We start from the raw sequence: 18130 nt of genomic DNA on the forward strand, positions 1-18130 counted from the left end.
CGGGCGGGCCGATCGGCCCGTCGGCACCGCATACCCAACCCGTCGTCCCGGCGTCCGCCGGGACCGAGGATTCGCACACGGAAGTGAGAGTTGATCCGAGATGGGGCTCGAGGAGAAATTGCCCAGCGGCTTCCTGCTGAGCACGGTCGAACAGTTCGCCGGATACCTGCGTAAGGGCTCGCTGTGGCCCGCGACGTTCGGGCTGGCCTGCTGCGCGATCGAGATGATGGCCACGGGAGCCGGGCGCTTCGACAGCGCCCGCTTCGGGATGGAGGTCTTCCGCGCCTCCCCCCGGCAGGCGGACCTGATGATCGTCGCCGGCCGGGTCAGCCAGAAGATGGCGCCGGTGCTGCGGCAGGTCTACGACCAGATGACCGAACCCAAATGGGTGCTGGCGATGGGGGTGTGCGCCTCCTCCGGCGGCATGTTCAACAACTACGCCATCGTGCAGGGTGTCGATCATGTTGTGCCCGTGGACATCTACCTGCCCGGCTGTCCGCCGCGCCCGGAGATGTTGCTGCACGCCATCTTGAAACTGCACGAGAAGATCCAGCAGATGCCGCTGGGTGTCGACCGCGCCGAGGCGGTGCGCGCGGCCGAGGCCGCCGCGCTCGCCTCCACCCCCACGATCCGGATGGAGGGGTTGCTGCGATGAGCCTGGACGCACCGCGCAGCGCCGGCGATCCGCCCGACAGCCCCGCGGATATCGAATCCTCCTCCGGCTCGGGCGGTTCCGGCCCGGCCGGCGAACCGGCGATCGAACCCGAGTCGCGCGGCCCCTCCCCCGACCGGCCCGACGACGAGGTCATCGGCGTGCGCCGCGGCATGTTCGGCGTCAGGGGCACCGGTGACACCTCCGGGTACGGGCGGCTGGTCCGGACCGTCGCGCTGCCCGGGAGTACCCCCGCGCCCTACGGTTCCTATTTCGACGAGGTGGTCGCCGCCCTGGCGCAGTCGGTGGGAGACGACGCATTCCGCGCCGCGATCGAGAAGATCGTGGTCTTCGCCGGGGAACTGACCCTGCACGTGCGGCGGGAACGGGTGGTCGAGGTGGCGCACGCGCTGCGCGACGACCCGGCGTTGCGCTTCGAACTGTGCCTCGGCGTGAACGGCGTGCACTATCCGGACGACACGGGTCGCGAACTGCACGCCGCCTACCACCTGCTGTCGATCACGCACAATCGCCGGGTGCGGGTCGAGGTGTCGGTGCCGGATTCGGATCCGCATATGCCCTCGCTGTTCGCGGTGTATCCGACCACCGACTGGCACGAGCGCGAAACCTACGACTTCTTCGGCATCGTCTTCGACGGTCACCCGTCGCTGACGCGGATCATGATGCCCGACGACTGGCGTGGACATCCGCAACGCAAGGACTACCCGCTCGGCGGGATCCCGGTCGAATACAAGGGCGCGCGTATTCCGCCGCCGGACCAGCGGAGGACCTACAGCTGATGAACCCCACCGAAATCACCGGCGCCGCAACGGATCCGGTCGCCGATAGCCCGGCGGTCACGGTCGTCGGACAGGACTGGGACGATGTGCGCGAGGCCCTCGACGGCGCCGCTGAGGAGCGCATCGTCGTCAATATGGGACCGCAGCATCCGTCCACGCACGGCGTGCTACGGCTGATCCTCGAGATCGAGGGCGAAACGGTCACCGAGGCGCGCTGCGGAATCGGCTACCTGCACACCGGCATCGAGAAGAATCTCGAATTCCGCAACTGGGTGCAGGGCGTCACGTTCGTGACCCGGATGGACTACCTGTCCCCGCTGTTCAACGAGACGGCCTACTGCCTGGCGGTGGAAAAGCTGCTCGGCATCACCGACGATATTCCCGCTCGAGTGAACATCGTTCGCGTCATGCTCATGGAACTCAACCGCATCTCCTCGCATCTGGTGGCGCTGGCCACCGGAGGTATGGAACTCGGCGCGCTGACACCGATGCTGTTCGGATTCCGCGAGCGCGAGCTGATCCTCGACATCTTCGAAACGGTCACCGGACTGCGAATGAACCACGCCTACGTCCGTCCGGGCGGACTGGCGCAGGATCTGCCGCCCGACGCGGTGGGCAAGATCCGAGATCTACTGGCGCTCATGCCGAAACGGCTGCGCGATATGGAGTTGCTGCTCAACGAGAACCCGATCTTCAAGGCCCGCACCCGCGGCATCGGCTATCTCGACCTGGCCTCGTGTATGGCATTGGGAGTGACGGGCCCGGTCCTGCGCTCGACCGGGCTGCCGCACGATCTGCGCAAGTCGCAGCCGTACTGCGGCTACGAGGGCTACGAGTTCGACGTCATGACCGACACCGGATGCGACTGCTACGGCCGCTACCTGATCCGCATCAAGGAGATGAAGGAGTCGCTGAAGATCGTCGAGCAGTGCCTCGACAAACTCCGTCCGGGCCCGGTCATGGTGTCGGACAAGAAGATCGCGTGGCCGGCCGACCTGACACTCGGCCCCGACGGACTCGGCAATTCCGCCGAATATATCGGCACCATCATGGGCACCTCGATGGAGGCGCTGATCCACCACTTCAAGCTGGTCACCGAAGGGATGCGGGTGCCGCCCGGCCAGGTGTACGCATCGGTGGAGTCCCCGCGCGGCGAACTCGGCGTCCACATGGTCTCCGACGGCGGAACCCGGCCCTACCGTGTGCATTTCCGCGATCCCTCGTTCACGAATCTGCAGGCCGTGGCGGCGATGTGCGAAGGCGGCATGGTCGCCGACGTGATCGCCTCCGTGGCCAGCATCGACCCGGTGATGGGTGGTGTCGACCGATGACAGCCGAACCGATTCCCGCGACCACGACCGGTCGCGACCCGATCCTGCTGCGGTTGTCGCAGCGGCCCGTCCCCTACCCGCCGCAGGTGCAGAAGAATCTGCGGGCGGAGGCACGCGAGATCATCGACCGCTATCCGCACTCGCGTTCGGCGCTGCTGCCACTGCTGCATCTGGTGCAGAGCGTCGAAGGATACGTCAGCGGCACCGGGATCGGGTTCTGCGCCGAACAACTCGGGCTCACCGACGCCGAAGTCACCGCGGTCGCCACCTTCTACTCGATGTATCGCCGCACACCGACCGGCGACTATCACGTCGGAGTCTGCACCAATACGCTGTGCGCGGTCATGGGCGGCGACGAGATCCTGGCCGCGCTCACCCGCCACCTAGAGATCACCCCCGGGGAAACGACCGCCGACGGGTCCATCACGCTGGAACACCTGGAGTGCAACGCCGCCTGCGATTACGCACCGGTCGTCATGGTGAACTGGGAATTCTTCGACAACCAGACCCCAGAATCGGCCCGCGCGCTCGCCGATGCGCTGCGAGCCGGCCGCGAGGTCACCGGCACCCGCAGCAGCGCACCGTTGTGCACCTTCCGCGAAACAGCCCGCATCCTTGCCGGATTCCCGGATCGGCGGCCCGACGCCAACGACGGCACCCCCGGAGAAGCCACGCTCGCTGGTCTGCGTGCGGTGACCGAGCAGTCGACACCTGCTGCGCCGCATCATGATTCGGATAGTGAACAGGGGCAACGATGATGACGCTCGCGCCCGTACTCACCCGCTACTGGGATCAGCCGCAGTCGTGGACCCTCGACACCTACCGGGCCCACGACGGCTATCGTGCCCTGTCCCGGGCACTGGGCATGCATCCCGACGAGGTCATCGCCACGGTGAAAGACGCCGGGCTGCGCGGCCGCGGCGGCGCCGGATTTCCCACCGGCATGAAGTGGGGTTTCATCCCGCAGGATCCCGAGGGATCGCCGGCGGCCGGTAAGCCGCACTACCTGGTGGTCAACGCCGACGAATCCGAACCCGGCACCTGCAAGGACATTCCGTTGATGATGGCGACCCCGCACGTGCTGGTCGAGGGCGCCATCATCGCCGCCTATGCCATCCGCGCCGCCCATGCGTTCATCTATCTGCGCGGCGAAGTCGTGCCGGTGCTGCGCCGGCTGCAGACCGCCGTCGAAGAGGCCTATGCCGCAGGCTATCTGGGCCGCGACATCCTCGGTTCGGGTTTCGACCTCGACCTGATCGTGCACGCCGGGGCCGGCGCCTACATCTGCGGTGAGGAAACCGCCCTGCTGGATTCGCTCGAGGGCCGCCGCGGCCAGCCTCGCCTGCGGCCGCCCTTCCCCGCTGTCGCCGGGCTGTACGCCTGCCCGACCGTGGTCAACAATGTGGAGTCGATCGCGAGTGTGCCCGCCATCCTGCACAACGGCGTCGAATGGTTCCGTTCGATGGGGTCGGAGAAATCGCCCGGCTTCACTCTGTACTCACTGTCCGGGCACGTCACCCGGCCGGGGCAGTACGAGGCGCCGCTGGGTGTGACGCTGCGCGAACTTCTCGGCCACGCCGGCGGTGTGCGCGCCGGGCACACCCTGAAGTTCTGGACTCCCGGCGGCTCCTCCACGCCCTTGTTCACCGCCGAACACCTCGATGTGCCACTGGACTACGAACATGTGGGCGCGGCCGGATCCATGCTGGGCACCAAGGCATTACAGATCTTCGACGACACCACCTGCGTGGTCCGCGCGGTTCTGCGCTGGACGGAGTTCTACGCTCACGAATCCTGCGGAAAATGCACCCCCTGCCGGGAGGGCACCTACTGGTTGGTGCAGTTGCTGCAACGACTGGAGTCCGGCGGCGGTACCGACGCCGATCTGGACACCCTGCTCGATATCGCCGACAACATCAACGGCAAATCGTTCTGCGCGCTCGGCGACGGTGCGGCGAGCCCGATCGTGTCCTCTCTCGGACACTTCCGCGACGAATACACCGAACACATCCGGCTGGGCCGGTGTCCGTTCGATCCCGCTCGCTCGACCGCCTGGGCCGCCGCCACGGCGGCGAATGCCACCACCGCAGCGACGCCTGCCGAAGGAGTGCGATGACCGTGACAGTCAGCCACAACAGTAGTGGCGTCATCCCCCAGGACATGGTGACGGTCACCATCGACGGCACGACGATCGCCGTGCCCACCGGAACGTTGCTTATCCGGGCGGCCGAACTCGTCGGAATCCAGATCCCCCGGTTCTGCGACCATCCGCTGCTCGATCCGGTCGGGGCGTGCCGGCAATGCCTGGTCGAAGTGGAGGGACAGCGCAAGCCCGTCGCCTCGTGCACCATGGCCGTCACCGATGGGATGATCGCCCATACCCAAATCAGTTCGCCGGCCGCGCAGAAGGCGCAGGCCGGTGTCATGGAACTGCTGCTGATCAACCATCCACTGGACTGCCCGGTCTGCGACAAGGGCGGGGAATGCCCGCTGCAGAACCAGGCGATGTCCAGCGGCCGGCCCGAATCGCGCTTCGAAGGCGTGAAACGGACCTATCCCAAACCGATTCCGCTCTCGCCCGCGGTGCTGCTGGATCGGGAGCGGTGCGTGCTGTGCGCCCGCTGCACCCGGTTCTCGCAGCAGATCGCCGGTGATGCGTTCATAGAACTGATGGACCGCGGCGCACTGCAGCAGGTCGGGATCGCCGCCGGCGAGCCGATGGATTCCTACTTCTCCGGCAACACCGTGCAGATCTGCCCGGTCGGCGCCCTCACCGGCACCACCTACCGCTTCCGCGCCCGTCCCTTCGACCTGGTATCGAGCCCGGCGGTGTGCGAGCACTGCGCCGCCGGGTGCGCCCAGCGCACCGACCACCGCCGCGGAAAAGTGCTGCGCCGCTTGGCCGGTGACGATCCGCAGGTCAACGAGGAATGGAATTGCGACAAGGGCCGCTGGGCCTTCACCTACGCGACCGAACCCGATCGGATCACCACCCCCCTGGTCCGCGACGACAGTGGCGGCCTCGTTCCGGCCTCCTGGTCGGAGGCGCTCGCGCGAGCGGGTGCGGGACTGGCCGCCGCCCGCGGGAACGCCGGAGTGCTGGTGGGTGGCCGGGCCACCGTCGAGGACGCCTACGCGTATGCCAAATTCGCGCGCATCGCACTGGGCACCAACGACATCGATTTCCGCACTCGTGCTCATTCCGCCGAGGAGGCCGAATTCCTGGCCGCGGCGATCGCCGGACGGGGGGTGCGGGTGGACTACGGGGCGCTGGATTCGGCGCCGGTCGCCCTGCTCGCCGGTCTCGAACCCGAAGAGGAATGCCCGATCCTGCATCTGCGGCTGCGCAAGGCCGCCCGCACATCCGCGACCGCGATCTATTCGCTGGCCGCCTACGCGAGCCGGGGTCTGCGCCGGATGTCGGGCCGGTTGATCCCGACCGTGCCCGGTGACGAGGCGCGCCTGCTGCAGGCGCTGGCGGTCGCGGGCGCGGGATACGAATGCCCGCCCGATCCGCCGGGCCTCGACGAACTCGCCCGCGCGCTCCGCCGCCGCGGCGCGGTGATCCTGGCCGGCGAACGACTGGCGACGCTTCCCGGCGCGCTGTCGGCGGTGGCGGCACTGGCCGAGACCACCGGCGCCACGGTCGCATGGGTGCCGCGCCGCGCCGGGGAACGCGGCGCGCTCGAAGCGGGTGCGCTGCCCGGTCTGCTGCCGGGCGGCCGCCCGATCGCGAACGCGCGTGCGCGCCAACAGGTTCAGCGACTCTGGCAGGTCGACGAACTGCCGGCCACACCCGGACGCGATACCTCCGCAATCCTCGACGCCGGCCGTCACCCCGGCGCGCTGCTGGTCGGCGGTGTGGAAATCGCCGATCTGCCCGATCCCCGTGCCGCCCGGGCCGCCCTCGAGGCCGCCGCGTTCGTGGTCAGCCTGGAATTGCGGCACAGCGAGGCCACCGAGCGGGCCGATGTGGTGTTCCCCGTCGCCTCGGCCATGGAGAAGTCGGGAACATACCTCACCTGGGAGGGCCGGCCACGGCCGTTCGGCGCCGCCCTCGGCGATGCGACGGTACGGCGGCAGGCGGCTCCGCTGGCCGATCATCGCGTGCTGCATTCGCTGGCCGACGAGATGGGTGTGCGACTGGGCTTGCCCACGGTCGAGGCCGCTCGCGCGGAATTGGACGCCCTGGGTGTCTGGGACGGGCCGCGGCCGCAGGCGCCGGCGCATCCGTCGGCCGCATTACCGGATACCGAAACCGGCACCGCCCTCCTCGCCGGCTGGCGCATGCTGCTCGACAACGGCCGCATGCAGGACGGCGAACCGAATCTCGCCGGCACCGCCCGCCGCGCGGTGCTGCGCCTGTCGCCGGCCACCGCCGCCGAAATCGGCGCGGCCACCGGCGATTCGGTGCGGATCAGCACCGGGCACGGTCGCATCGTGGCGCCGCTGGAGATCACCGAGATGCCCGATCGCGTCGCCTGGCTGCCGTGGAATTCGGCGGAGTCGACGGTCAACGACCGGCTCACCACCGCCCTCGGTCACCGCGTGCGCATCCAACGGGAGGACCCCCATGAGTGAGATGTCGCCGGCCGTGCTGGTCTCGGCCCCGGCCGATCTGTCCGCCTTCGGTCACGACCCGTGGTGGCTGGTCGTGGTCAAATCCGTCGGTATCTTCATCTTCCTGCTGCTCATCCCGCTGCTCGCGGTGGTGATCGAGCGGAAGGTGGTGGCCTGGATGCAGATGCGGGTCGGACCCAACCGGGTCGGGCCGCGTGGTTCGCTGCAATCCATCGCCGACGGGGTGAAGATGCTCCTCAAGGAGGACATCGTCCCGGCGATGGTCGACAAGCCCATCTACATTCTGGCGCCCATCGTTGCGCTGATTCCGGCGGTGATGGCGTTCGCGGTGATCCCGCTCGGACCGGAGGTATCGATCTTCGGCACGCGCACACCCCTGCAGTTGACCGATATGCCGGTGGGAGTGCTCTACATCCTCGCGATGACCTCGATCGGGGTCTACGGGATCGTGCTGGCGGGGTGGTCGTCGGGATCGACGTATCCGCTGCTCGGCGGTCTGCGGTCGACCGCGCAGGTGATTTCCTACGAGATCGCGATGGCGGCCTGTTTCGGGGCGGTGTTCCTGCTGGCCGGGACCATGTCCACCTCCGGCATCGTGGAGCGGCAGTGGGGTACTTGGAACGTGTGGCTGTTGCTGCCGTCGTTCGTCATCTACGCGGTGGCGATGGTCGGCGAAACCAACCGCGCCCCCTTCGATCTCCCCGAAGCCGAGGGCGAACTCGTCGGCGGTTTCCACACCGAATACTCGTCACTGAAATTCGCGATGTTCATGATGGCCGAATACATCAATATGGGCACCGTCTCGGCGCTGGCCACCACACTGTTCTTCGGCGGCTGGCACGCCCCCTTCCCGCTGAACCTGTGGGACGGCGCGAATTCGGGGTGGTGGCCGCTGCTGTGGTTCACGCTGAAGCTCTGGACGTTCCTGTTCGTCTTCATCTGGTTGCGCGGGACACTGCCGCGGCTGCGCTACGACCAGTTCATGAATCTCGGCTGGAAGTTGCTCATCCCGGTGTCGCTGCTGTGGGTGATGATCGTGGCGACGCTGAAGGTGGTGCAGGACAACGGCCACGACGTGCAGACCACCGGCCTCGTGACCGCCGGGGTGATCATCTCGGTGGGACTGCTGGCGATGATGTTGCGCGCCGGGCGTGCCGGTGACAATCCCACACCGGAAACCGCTGGGCCGCAACAGTTCTCGGATTTCCCGGTTCCGCCGATGCCCGAGACCGCGCCCACGGCCACCAAAGCCGGTCTCCTGGACCCCATCGGCGGATTCTGGGTCACCTTCGTCACGATGTTCAAGAAGAAGAACACCGAGTTCTACCCCGAGGAGAAGGTGCCGACCGCGCCGCGCTACCACGGCCGCCACCAGCTCAACCGGCATCCCGACGGCCTGGAGAAGTGCATCGGCTGCGAACTGTGCGCGTGGGCCTGCCCCGCGGACGCGATCTACGTCGAGGGCGCCGACAACACCGACAGCGAGCGCTACTCCCCCGGCGAGCGCTACGGCCGCGTCTACCAGATCAACTATCTGCGTTGCATCGGCTGCGGACTGTGCATCGAAGCATGCCCCACCCGGGCGTTGACGATGACCAACGAATACGAGCTGGCCGACGACAATCGCGCCGACCTGATCTACGAGAAAGACCGGCTGCTCGCCCCGCTGGGCGACGGGATGATCCCCCCGCCGCACGCCGCCTACCCGGGCGCCACCGAGGAGGACTACTACCTCGGCGCTGTTCCCGCAGCTCCCGGCACCGACCGCGATACCGGCCTCGGCTCCACCGGTAACGCCGTGGCACGGCCATCCGGTTCCCGCGGTTCGGATCTCGTGGGTCCGGACCCCGCGGACCCGGCCGTCGACGCGGCGGGACGGCAACCAGCCGCCACCGGCGCACAAGGAGGTGCGCAGTGAATCCGCGAGTGGATATCCTCGCCGCCGAGGCGGTTACGCGAACATCCACCGGCGAGGCCGTGCTGTTCTGGGTCCTGGCCGTGGTCGCGGTGGCCGGTGGCCTCGGCATGGTGTGTGCCCGCAGGGCCGTGCACTCCGCGCTGTGCCTCGCGGCCACCATGATCACCCTGTCGGTGTTCTACATCGCCCAGGACGCGCTGTTTCTGGGGGTGGTGCAGATCGTGGTGTACACGGGCGCGGTCATGATGCTGTTTCTGTTCGTCCTGATGCTCGTCGGTGTCGACTCTGCCGAATCGCTGCGGGAGACGTTGCGCGGGCACCGCATCGCCGTCGTCGTGGTGAGTCTCGGATTCGGGCTGCTGCTGATCGGGGCGATCGCCCGGGGCGTGCGCGACGATTCGGTGGCGGCCACCGGTCCCGGATTCGGCGCCGACCCGATCGCGGCACTGGCCGAACTGATCTTCGTGCGTTACGTGTGGGCCTTCGAACTCACCGGCGCGCTGCTGATCACCGCCACCATCGGCGCGATGGTCCTCGCGCACCGGGAACGGTTCGGGCCGCGCACCGGGCAGCGCGAACAATCGCAGCGCCGCCTGCGTGAAGGCCACCGCATCACGCCCCTGCCCACCCCCGGTGTCTATGCCCGCCACAACGCCGTCGACGTGCCGGCCCGGCTGCCCGACGGCTCGTTCGCCGAACTGTCGGTGAGCACCATCCTGCGCCATCGCCGGCGCCGCGCCCACACCGAGGACGCGGTGATCGGTATGCGAGAAGGCAACGGCAGTGGCTCGAACGGCAGTGAAGAGAACGGCAGTGGCGAGAGCGACGGCGCCCGAGCGACCGGCGACAACGAGAGGAAGGCTCCGCGGTGAATCCGGACAACTACCTGTATCTGTCCGCCCTGCTGTTCACCATCGGCGCGGCCGGGGTGCTGGTGCGGCGCAACGCGATCGTGGTGTTCATGTGCATCGAATTGATGCTCAACGCGGTCAATCTCGCTTTCGTCACCTTCGCCCGGCAGCACCACAACCTCGACGGGCAGGTGTTCGCGTTCTTCACGATGGTCGTCGCCGCGGCGGAAGTCGTCGTGGGCCTGGCGATCATCATGACCATCTTCCGCACCCGCCGCTCGACCTCGGTCGACGACGCCAACCTGTTGAAGTACTGACGTGGGTACCGGGAATCTGCTCTGGCTGCTGCCGGCCCTGCCCGCCGCCGGCGCGCTGATCCTGCTGCTGGCAGGACACCTGAGCGACCGCTGGGGGCATTGGCTGGGCTGCGCGACCGCGGTCGCCTCGTTCGGCGTGGCGGTGTGGGCGTTCGCCGAGATGCTCGGCCGCGCCGGCGCCGATCGCGCGGTGTCGCACAACTTCTTCAGCTGGATACCGGTGGCCGGACTGCAGGCGGAATTCTCGCTGCAGCTCGATCAGCTGACGATGTGTTTCGTCCTGCTGATCACCGGCGTCGGCTCGCTGATCCACATCTACTCGGTCGGCTATATGAGCCATGATCCGGCGCGGCGGCGGTTCTTCGCCTACCTCAATCTCTTCCTGGCCGCGATGCTGATCCTCGTCATGGCCGACAACTATCTGGTGCTCTATCTCGGCTGGGAGGGCGTGGGCCTGGCCTCGTACCTGCTGATCGGGTTCTGGCACGAGAAGCCGTCCGCGGCCGCGGCGGCGAAGAAGGCCTTCGTGGTCAACCGTGTCGGCGACATGGGGCTGGCGATCGCGCTGTTCCTGATGTTCGCCACCTTCGGCTCGGTCGATTTCGGGCACGTGTTCGCCGGTGTCCCGCAGGCGAGCGACGGCACCCTGACCGCCCTGGGCCTGCTGTTGCTGCTCGGCGCGTGCGGTAAATCCGCGCAAGTGCCGCTGCAGTCCTGGCTGGGCGACGCGATGGAAGGCCCGACTCCGGTGTCGGCGCTCATCCACGCCGCCACGATGGTGACCGCGGGTGTATATCTGATCGCCCGTTCGAACGCGATCTTCGACGCGGCGCCGGCGGCGCGCGCGGGCGTGCTGGTGGTGGGCGCGGTGACGCTACTGTTCGGCGCCGTGATCGGCTGCGCGAAGGACGACATCAAGAAGGCGCTGGCGGCGTCGACGATGAGCCAGATCGGCTATATGGTGCTGGCCGCCGGACTGGGCCCGGCCGGATATGCCGTGGCGATCATGCATCTGCTCACCCACGGCTTCTTCAAGGCCGGTTTGTTCCTCGGCGCCGGATCGGTCATGCACGCGATGAACGACGAGACGGATATGCGCCGTTACGGCGGGCTGCGAAGGTATCTGCCGATCACGTTCGTCACCTTCGGTCTCGGCTATCTGGCGATCATCGGAGTGCCGCCGTTCGCCGGGTTCTTCTCCAAGGATCGGATCATCGAGGCCGCGTTCGGCTACGGCGGCGCGAACGGCATCACCCTCGGCGCCGCGGCGCTGCTCGGCGCCGGGATCACCGCCTTCTATATGACGCGGGTGATGTTGCTGACGTTCTTCGGTGAAAAGCGTTGGACTGCAAGCAAATCCGGTATGGAGCCGCATCCGCACGAAGCCCCCGCGGTGATGACCGGCCCGATGATCGTGCTGGCAATCGGCTCGGTGTTCTCCGGCGGGGTGTTCGTCTTCGGGTCGTCACTGCAGAACTGGCTGGCACCGGTGGTCGGCACCGAACATGCCGAAAGCGCCGTGCCGGCGTGGGCGGTCACCGTGGCAGCGCTGGTCGTGGTCGCGATCGGTGTCGCGGTCGCCTACCGCCAGTACGCGTGGCGGCCGGTGCCGCTCACCGCCCCGCAGGACGTCACGCCACTGACCGCCGCGGCTCGCCGCGATCTGTACGGCGACGCGTTCAACGAGGCCGCGTTGATGCGTCCGGGCACCCATCTGACCCGCTCGCTCGTCTTTCTCGACAACCGCGGTATCGACGGCATCGTCAACACCACGGCCGCGGTGATCGGCGGCCTGTCGGCGCGAATCCGGCGTGTGCAAACGGGTTTCGTGCGCTCGTACGCCCTGTCCATGTTCACCGGCGCGGCCCTGGTGGTCGCGGCCCTGCTGGCGGTGAGGTTGCTGTGACGGAGTATCCCTGGCTGACCACACTCTGGGTACTGCCCCTGGCCGGCGCCGTCGTCGTACTGGCCGTTCCGGCCGGCCGGCGCACGGTGGCCCGGGCGACCGGACTCGTGTTGTCGCTGGCCACCCTGGCCGTCGCGATCGTCGTCGCGGTGCGCTTCGATCCCGGCGGCCCGCAATATCAACTCGTCGAATCACACCGCTGGATACCGGCTTTCGGCGCCGGCTACACCCTCGGCGTCGACGGCATCGCGCTGGTGCTGCTGCTGTTGACTGCCGCACTGGTGCCGCTGCTGATCCTCGCCGGATGGAAGGACGACCGCGAGGCGGGTAGCGGGCGGCGGGTCGCGCACATCTATGTCGCGCTCACCCTGATCGTCGAGTCGATGGTGCTGATCTCGTTCGTCTCGCTCGACATCCTGCTGTTCTACGTGTTCTTCGAGGTCATGCTGATCCCGATGTATTTCCTCATCGGCGGCTTCGGGCCCCGCACCAGCGGCGGTGAATCGGTGGCCGCGGAACTGGCACTGCGGCAGCAGCGTTCGCGCGCGGCGGTGAAATTCCTGCTGTACAACCTGTTCGGCGGCCTGATCATGCTGGCCGCCGTGATCGGGCTCTACGTACTCACCGCACGGTCACATCTCGGCGGTGAGGGTGGCACCTTCGATTTCCGGGCGGTCGCGGCGGCGGCGAATTCCGGGCAGCTCGGCGCCGGTCCGGCCGTGCTCAACGCGCTGTTCCTCGGCTTCATGTTCGCCTTCGCGGTCAAGGCTCCGCTGTGGCCGCTGCACACCTGGCTGCCCGGCGCGGCTGTGTCGGCCACACCGGCGAGCGCGGTACTGATGATGGCGGTGGTCGACAAGGTCGGCACCTTCGGCATGCTGCGCTACTGCCTGCTGCTGTTCCCGGCCGCCTCGACCACCTACGCGCCGATGATCAGCGTGCTGGCGGTGATCGGCATCCTCTACGGCGCACTGCTGGCCATCGGGCAAACCGATGTGATGCGCCTGATCGCCTACACCTCGATCTCGCATTTCGGCTTCATCATCCTCGGCATCTTCGCGATGACCAATCAGGGCGGCGCGGGCGCGACGTTGTACATGGTCAACCACGGCATTTCGACCGCGGCGCTGTTCCTCATCGCGGGATTCCTGGTGTCGCGCCGCGGCACTCGGGTGATCGCGGAATTCGGCGGCGTACAGAAGGTGGCGCCGGTCTTGGCGGGCACCTTCCTGGTCGCGGGCCTGGCGACGCTCTCACTGCCCGGGCTCGCGCCGTTCGTCAGCGAATTCCTCGTCCTGGCCGGCACGTTCACCAGATATCCGGTGGCGGCGGTGTTCGCCACCGGCGCACTGGTGCTGGCGGCGCTGTACGTGCTGTGGATGTACCAGCGCATGATGACCGGACCGGTCCGCAAGGGCAACGAGCGACTGCCGGATCTGCTGCCGCGCGAACTGGTGGTCGTGGTGCCGTTGCTGGCGGCGTTGCTCGTCCTCGGCGCGTATCCGAAACCGGTTCTCGACCGGATCAATCCGGCGGTGGCCGGCACGCTCACCACCATCGGCAAACACGATCCGGCGCCCACGGTCGCGCCGGATGCCGCGACCGTCCCGGCCGCGACCACTCCGAGCGGAGGTAACCACCGGTGAATCAGCTTCTGGCCGCGACGGTTCCGGCTCCTTCGATCGAATATCACGCTTTGTCACCGATGCTGGTCGTCTTCGGTGTGGCCGTCGCGGGGGTGCTCGCCGAGGCGTTCCTGCCGCGGTCGTGGCGTTATCCGGCCCATCTGGTGCTCGCGCTGGGCGGTTTGGTCGCGGCGTTGGTGGCGGTGATCGCGCTCGCGGGCACTCATGCCACGGTGGCCGTCGGCGCGGTCGCCGTCGACAACGTGACGCTGATGCTGCAGGGCACCATCCTGGTGGTCGCGATTCTCGCGGTCGCGCTGATGACCGAACGCGGTATCGAACCGCGGCTGGCACGAGAAAGCCGGGAAGGACCGGGGACCTGGAGCCGGGCGGCCGCGGCGGCCTCCGGTGCGGTCGTCGTCGACGCCTTCACCCCGCAGGCCGCGGCGGTCCCGGGCGGTTCGGACGAGATCGCGGCGGCGCGAGCGGGTATCACCACCACCGAGGTCTTTCCGCTGACCCTGTTCGCGGTCGGCGGCATGCTGCTGTTTCCCGCCTCCAACGATCTGCTGTCGATGTTCGTCGCACTCGAAGTGCTGTCGCTGCCGCTGTATCTGCTGTGCGGGCTGGCGCGGCGGCGTCGGCTGCTGTCGCAGGAGGCGGCGCTGAAGTACTTCCTGCTGGGCGCGTTCGCCTCGGCGTTCTTCCTGTACGGGATGGCGCTGATGTACGGCTACGCCGGTACGATTCGCCTCGCCGGGATCGCCGACGCCGTGGCACGCGATTCCGGCTCGAAAACCCTTGCGGTGCTGGGGGTGGCGATGCTGGTGGTGGGGTTGCTGTTCAAGATCGGAGCGGTGCCGTTCCAGTCGTGGGTGCCCGATGTGTATCAGGGGGCGCCGACCGCGGTCACCGCGTTCATGGCCGCGGCGACCAAGATCGCGGCAGTGGGTGCTCTGCTGCGCATCCTGCAGGTCGCGGTGCCGGGGCTGAGTGCGGACTGGCGTCCGATCCTGGGCGCCGTGGCGGTGGCCACGATGGTGCTGGGCGCGATTCTCGCCGTCACTCAGACCGATGTGAAGCGCATGCTCGCCTACTCCTCCATCGCGCACGCCGGCTTCATCCTCACCGCACTGGTGGCGGCCGATTCCGACGGGGTGTCGTCGGTGCTGTTCTATCTGGCCGTCTACGGCGTGAGCACGGTAGGCGCGTTCGCGGTGGTCACGCTGGTGCGCGACCGCGTGGGAGACGAGGCCACCGCACTGTCGGCGTGGGCCGGGCTCGGGCGCCGTTCGCCATGGCTGGCAACGGTTTTCGCGCTGTTTCTGCTGTCGTTCGCGGGCATTCCGCTGACCAGTGGGTTCGTCGGAAAATTCGCGGTGTTCTCGGCGGCCGCCTCCGGGCATGCGGCGTACCTGGTGATCGTCGGTGTGATCTCCAGTGCGATCGCCGTGTTCTTCTACATTCGTGTCATCGTGCAGATGTTCTTCACCGATCCGCCGGAGGCGCCGCCGGCTGTGGTCACCGCGCCGGTGACCTCGATGGTCGTCATCGTCACCGGCGCCGCCACACTGGCCCTGGGTATCGTGCCGCAGCCGCTGCTCGACCTGGCGAACCGTGCGGTCGGATTCGTCAGCGGATAGTGCCGGAGACCGCTTCGGGGACGACAGTTCTCGCCGACGCCACACCGAAACGTCCACGGTGGCTCTAGGATCGAGTCCGACGACGACAACCGCGCACAGAAACAGGTGCCATGACCGACAGCGCCACACAGGTGGATCAATCGAAGCCGAGCATCGCCCGTGTGTACGACTATCTGCTGGGCGGGCGCGACAATTACGCCGTCGACCGCAAGGTCGGTGACTACTTCATCAACGATCTACCCGGTTCGGTCGCCATCGCTTATGCCAACCGGCAGGCCATGATTCGCGCGGTCGCCGATATCGCGGACTCCGGTGTGCGCCAGTTCATCGATATGGGCAGCGGGTTGCCGACCGTCGACAACGTGCATCAGGTCGCCCAGCGTCACCTCGACACCGCACGTGTGGTGTACGTGGACAACGATCCGATCGTGCTGGCCCATGGTCGCGCATTGCTGTCCGCCGACGACAACACCACGGTCATCCACGCGGATCTGCGCGATCCGGAGGCCATCTTCTCCCATCCGGACCTGCGGCGGCTGATCGATTTCGACGAGCCGGTGGCGGTGATCTTCAGCGCGATCCTGCACCACCTCAACAACGACGAGAATCCGGCCGAGTTGGTGAAGTGGTGGACCGACCGGATCCCGATGGGCTCGCAGATCTACATCTCGCATTTCCGCTCCGGCTTCAACGAGGAGACGCAGGCCGCGGAGGAGAAGCTCCAGGCGACCTTCGGGCGTGGCCGCTGGCGTTCGGACGAGGAGATCCTCGACCTGTTCGGTGATCTCGAGGTGCTCGAGCCGGGACTGGAGATCTGCGCCCGCTGGCGGCCCGTCGAAGCCGACGCCTCGGTCTCGCGCATCGGCCCCGCCGAGCGCGAACCCACCCTGTGGGAACAACTGATCGCGTGCGCTTTGGCCCGTAAGTCGTAGCGGTCACAGGTCACCGGGCACTAAGCTGCCGGGCACCATGTGCGCGCACCTCGGATCGTCCGAATCGCCCACGACGGAGCCGATTTCGCGGCGGCCTCGTCGCGACGTCGTCGGCGCGGCCGTGCTGTCGGAACTCGCCGGCTCCTTGATCACGTTGCGCAGGCACACTCGGTCGGCCCGCCCGCTCCGGTCACGCTCGTCATGGCTGCCGCCGGGTCGCTCGCCGCCGTGGGACTGTGGTGGCGCGTGCGAAGCACGCCCGTGGGTGGCGGGATCGGTCCGACCGCCGCCCCGAACCCGACGCCACGCGTGGGAGCCCGCGATGACGGTCCACCTGCATCTGATCCGATAACGCCTTGACCAGTAAGGAGCCTTAACATGTCCGCCGAGCCATTCGAGGTAAGCATCACCGAAGCCGAGATCGCGGACCTGCGTGAACGATTGCGACGGACACGCTGGCCCGAGGCCGAGCCGGTGGACGACTGGTCACAGGGCTTGCCGCTGGCGTATGCGCAGGAGCTGTGCCGCAGCTGGGCCGAGGACTACGACTTCGGGTTCGCCAAGCGGCTGAACGTGTTCCCGCAGTACCGCGACACGATCGACGGGTTGGGCATCCACTTCCTGCACGTCCGCTCGCCGGAGCCGGACGCGTTCCCGCTGGTGCTCACGCACGGGTGGCCGGGTTCGGTGCTCGAGTTCCTGGAGGTCCTCGGCCCGCTGACCGACCCGCGCGCGCACGGCGGGGACCCGGCGGACGCGTTCCACGTGGTCGCGCCGTCATTGCCCGGGTACGGCTGGAGTGACAAGCCGTCGACGACCGGGTGGGACATCACTCGCATCGCGCGCGCCTGGGACACGTTGATGGTCTCGCTGGGTTACCAGCGGTACGGCGCACAGGGCGGTGACTGGGGTTCGGCGGTATCGGGCGCGCTGGGCGAGGTGGCACCCGAGCGGGTCGCCGGGGTGCACCTGAACATGGGGGCCGTGGCACTGGGCACGTTCGACGACCCGACGCCCGCCGAGTTGGCGAATCTCGAGGCCGCGAAGGAGTTCCAGCGGACCGGCCGGGGGTACTCGGCGATCCAGGCGACCCGGCCGCAGACGCTCGGCTACGGCCTCACCGACTCCCCGGCGGGGCAGGCCGCCTGGATCGCCGAGAAGTTCTGGGCGTGGACGGACAACAACGGCCATCCCGAGGACGCCGTGTCGCGGCAGCAGATCCTCGACGAGATCTCGGTCTATTGGTTCACCGCCTCGGCCACGTCGTCGGCGCGCCTGTACTGGGAGAGCTTCGCCAACTTCCGGGGCAAGGTGACCGCGCCATCCGGGCTGTCGGTCTACCCGCGCGACATAACCCGCCCGTCGAGGCGGGAGGCCGAGCTGCGGTTCACCGACCTGCGCTGGTTCGAGGAGCTGCCGCATGGTGGCCACTTCGCCGCGCTGGAGCAGCCGGAGTCGCTGGTCGAGCAGGTGCGCGGGTTCTTCCGCCTGTTCCGCTGACTGTCCGTGCCACCCCTGGGAAGCCCGCGCCCGGTGGATCGTCCTGTCCGTCCGCCAGGTTACCGGCAAATCAC

The 18130-nt window shown here is 67.9% G+C and carries 14 protein-coding genes; all 14 read left to right on the top strand.

Annotation, left to right across the window (positions count from 1 at the left end; translation table 11 throughout):
* The first annotated feature begins 100 nt into the window (after positions 1-100).
* The 14 genes from C5E41_RS08120 (at position 101) to C5E41_RS08190 (ending at position 18056) form a co-directional block, all read left to right on the top strand.
* On the top strand, positions 101-655 hold the full coding sequence (locus tag C5E41_RS08120) for a NuoB/complex I 20 kDa subunit family protein (protein ID WP_104375224.1): 555 nt from the start codon (positions 101-103) through the stop codon (positions 653-655).
* A 170-nt stretch (positions 656-825) separates the two neighbouring features.
* A complete protein-coding gene (locus C5E41_RS08125) occupies positions 826-1452 on the top strand; it encodes an NADH-quinone oxidoreductase subunit C (RefSeq protein WP_439956372.1) in 627 nt (208 codons plus the stop codon).
* Entirely contained in the window at positions 1452-2783 is a 1332-nt protein-coding gene (nuoD, locus tag C5E41_RS08130) for an NADH dehydrogenase (quinone) subunit D (RefSeq protein WP_104375226.1), read from the top strand. Before C5E41_RS08125 ends, nuoD begins: the two co-directional genes overlap by 1 nt.
* On the top strand, positions 2780-3541 hold the full coding sequence (gene nuoE, locus C5E41_RS08135; RefSeq protein WP_104375227.1) for an NADH-quinone oxidoreductase subunit NuoE: 762 nt from the start codon (positions 2780-2782) through the stop codon (positions 3539-3541). Before nuoD ends, nuoE begins: the two co-directional genes overlap by 4 nt.
* Positions 3541-4899, top strand: a complete 1359-nt coding sequence (nuoF, locus tag C5E41_RS08140; protein WP_104375228.1) for an NADH-quinone oxidoreductase subunit NuoF — start codon at positions 3541-3543, stop codon at positions 4897-4899. Before nuoE ends, nuoF begins: the two co-directional genes overlap by 1 nt.
* Positions 4896-7364 carry an NADH-quinone oxidoreductase subunit G gene (locus tag C5E41_RS08145; protein ID WP_104375229.1) on the top strand — a complete coding sequence of 823 codons (2469 nt, stop codon included), beginning with the start codon at positions 4896-4898 and terminating at the stop codon, positions 7362-7364. The genes nuoF and C5E41_RS08145 overlap by 4 nt, the downstream gene beginning before the upstream one ends.
* A 1-nt stretch (position 7365) precedes the next feature.
* Complete coding sequence (nuoH, locus tag C5E41_RS36150; RefSeq protein WP_104375393.1) at positions 7366-9282, top strand: NADH-quinone oxidoreductase subunit NuoH; 1917 nt, start codon at positions 7366-7368, stop codon at positions 9280-9282.
* Positions 9279-10154 (top strand): NADH-quinone oxidoreductase subunit J, encoded by an 876-nt coding sequence (locus C5E41_RS08155; protein WP_104375230.1) that lies wholly within the window; start codon positions 9279-9281, stop codon positions 10152-10154. The genes nuoH and C5E41_RS08155 overlap by 4 nt, the downstream gene beginning before the upstream one ends.
* On the top strand, positions 10151-10450 hold the full coding sequence (gene nuoK, locus C5E41_RS08160) for an NADH-quinone oxidoreductase subunit NuoK (RefSeq protein ID WP_025350204.1): 300 nt from the start codon (positions 10151-10153) through the stop codon (positions 10448-10450). The genes C5E41_RS08155 and nuoK overlap by 4 nt, the downstream gene beginning before the upstream one ends.
* Before the next feature lies 1 nt (position 10451).
* Positions 10452-12356 (top strand): NADH-quinone oxidoreductase subunit L, encoded by a 1905-nt coding sequence (gene nuoL, locus C5E41_RS08165; RefSeq protein ID WP_104375231.1) that lies wholly within the window; start codon positions 10452-10454, stop codon positions 12354-12356.
* Entirely contained in the window at positions 12353-14002 is a 1650-nt protein-coding gene (locus tag C5E41_RS08170; RefSeq protein WP_104375232.1) for an NADH-quinone oxidoreductase subunit M, read from the top strand. The genes nuoL and C5E41_RS08170 overlap by 4 nt, the downstream gene beginning before the upstream one ends.
* Complete coding sequence (nuoN, locus tag C5E41_RS08175; protein ID WP_104375233.1) at positions 13999-15624, top strand: NADH-quinone oxidoreductase subunit NuoN; 1626 nt, start codon at positions 13999-14001, stop codon at positions 15622-15624. Before C5E41_RS08170 ends, nuoN begins: the two co-directional genes overlap by 4 nt.
* A gap of 110 nt (positions 15625-15734) precedes the next feature.
* Entirely contained in the window at positions 15735-16556 is an 822-nt protein-coding gene (locus C5E41_RS08180) for an SAM-dependent methyltransferase (RefSeq protein WP_104375234.1), read from the top strand.
* Between the two features lie 378 nt (positions 16557-16934).
* The gene (locus tag C5E41_RS08190; protein ID WP_104375235.1) at positions 16935-18056 is read left to right on the top strand and encodes an epoxide hydrolase family protein; all 1122 of its coding nucleotides are present in this window, start codon (positions 16935-16937) and stop codon (positions 18054-18056) included.
* Positions 18057-18130 lie beyond the last annotated feature (74 nt).

This window comes from Nocardia nova (assembly GCF_002933465.1).
Classification (GTDB): Bacteria; Actinomycetota; Actinomycetes; order Mycobacteriales; family Mycobacteriaceae; genus Nocardia; species Nocardia nova_B.

Bases quoted from the DNA above. Each gene is read 5' to 3' on its own strand.
- C5E41_RS08120 (WP_104375224.1), top strand. From the start codon at position 101: ATGGGGCTCGAGGAGAAATTGCCCAGCGGCTTCCTGCTGAGCACGGTC.
- C5E41_RS08125 (WP_439956372.1), top strand. From the start codon at position 826: ATGTTCGGCGTCAGGGGCACCGGTGACACCTCCGGGTACGGGCGGCTG.
- nuoD (WP_104375226.1), top strand. From the start codon at position 1,452: ATGAACCCCACCGAAATCACCGGCGCCGCAACGGATCCGGTCGCCGAT.
- nuoE (WP_104375227.1), top strand. From the start codon at position 2,780: ATGACAGCCGAACCGATTCCCGCGACCACGACCGGTCGCGACCCGATC.
- nuoF (WP_104375228.1), top strand. From the start codon at position 3,541: ATGACGCTCGCGCCCGTACTCACCCGCTACTGGGATCAGCCGCAGTCG.
- C5E41_RS08145 (WP_104375229.1), top strand. From the start codon at position 4,896: ATGACCGTGACAGTCAGCCACAACAGTAGTGGCGTCATCCCCCAGGAC.
- nuoH (WP_104375393.1), top strand. From the start codon at position 7,366: ATGTCGCCGGCCGTGCTGGTCTCGGCCCCGGCCGATCTGTCCGCCTTC.
- C5E41_RS08180 (WP_104375234.1), top strand. From the start codon at position 15,735: ATGACCGACAGCGCCACACAGGTGGATCAATCGAAGCCGAGCATCGCC.
- C5E41_RS08190 (WP_104375235.1), top strand. From the start codon at position 16,935: ATGTCCGCCGAGCCATTCGAGGTAAGCATCACCGAAGCCGAGATCGCG.